The sequence below is a fragment of the Psychrobacter sp. 1Y4 genome, assembly GCF_051847555.1.
This window is the reverse complement of sequence record NZ_JBPYDE010000769.1, coordinates 1-624: the sequence shown is the minus strand read 5'-3', so window position 1 is coordinate 624 and position 624 is coordinate 1. Positions and strand designations below refer to the sequence as shown.

At 41.3% G+C, this 624-nt stretch carries 1 protein-coding gene and 1 pseudogene; both read right to left on the bottom strand.

Annotation, left to right across the window (positions count from 1 at the left end; translation table 11 throughout):
• A pseudogene (locus ACS8FC_RS18790) lies at window positions 1-224 on the bottom strand (tetratricopeptide repeat protein); the annotation flags it as partial.
• A 159-nt stretch (window positions 225-383) separates the two neighbouring features.
• Window positions 384-624: M48 metallopeptidase family protein (locus tag ACS8FC_RS18785; protein WP_439297905.1), on the bottom strand; the 241-nt coding region annotated here is incomplete at its 5' end.

Here is a 624-nt window from a genome sequence, read left to right as displayed (position 1 = left end):
AACGCTTTATCATAAATCACCAATGCTTCATCCAAATCCTCTGTTAAATCAGCAAGTGTCTCCCACTGTTCTGGATGATCTTTATCGGTATTTTCGTTATCGGTACAGATGGCTTTTAGTTCCGCATAAAGCGCATCAAATTTTGCTTGGTCGCCGCGACGATCGGCCTCTAGCAATTCTTCGGCTAAGGTATAAATGGCTTTATATATTTTGGTGTTGATCATTTTTTTCTCTATTTTTCGTGAGATAACAAAAAAACTGTGTCTCAATTTATGATTTGGCAGTTAAATTTTTAGTACAGGCAAGCTTAGCACGGTTAGCGATAACGTTGAGAGTTTTCAGACGATGGCAAAGAGATGTCTCGACTGTATATTTCTGTCCAATCACCGCTCTTGCCAGTGCAACCATAAGCGCATATCTAATTCGAGCTGGTGATATTCAGGCTCCATATGACAGCACAGTTGATAAAACGCTTTGTTATGGTCATGCTCTTTAAAATGAGCGAGCTCATGCACGACAATCATACGCAAAAACTCAGGCGGCGCATCTTTGAATAGGCTTGCTACCGTAATACTATTGTGCGATTTGAGCTTACTGCCTTGCACGCGCGATTGCGTGGTATGA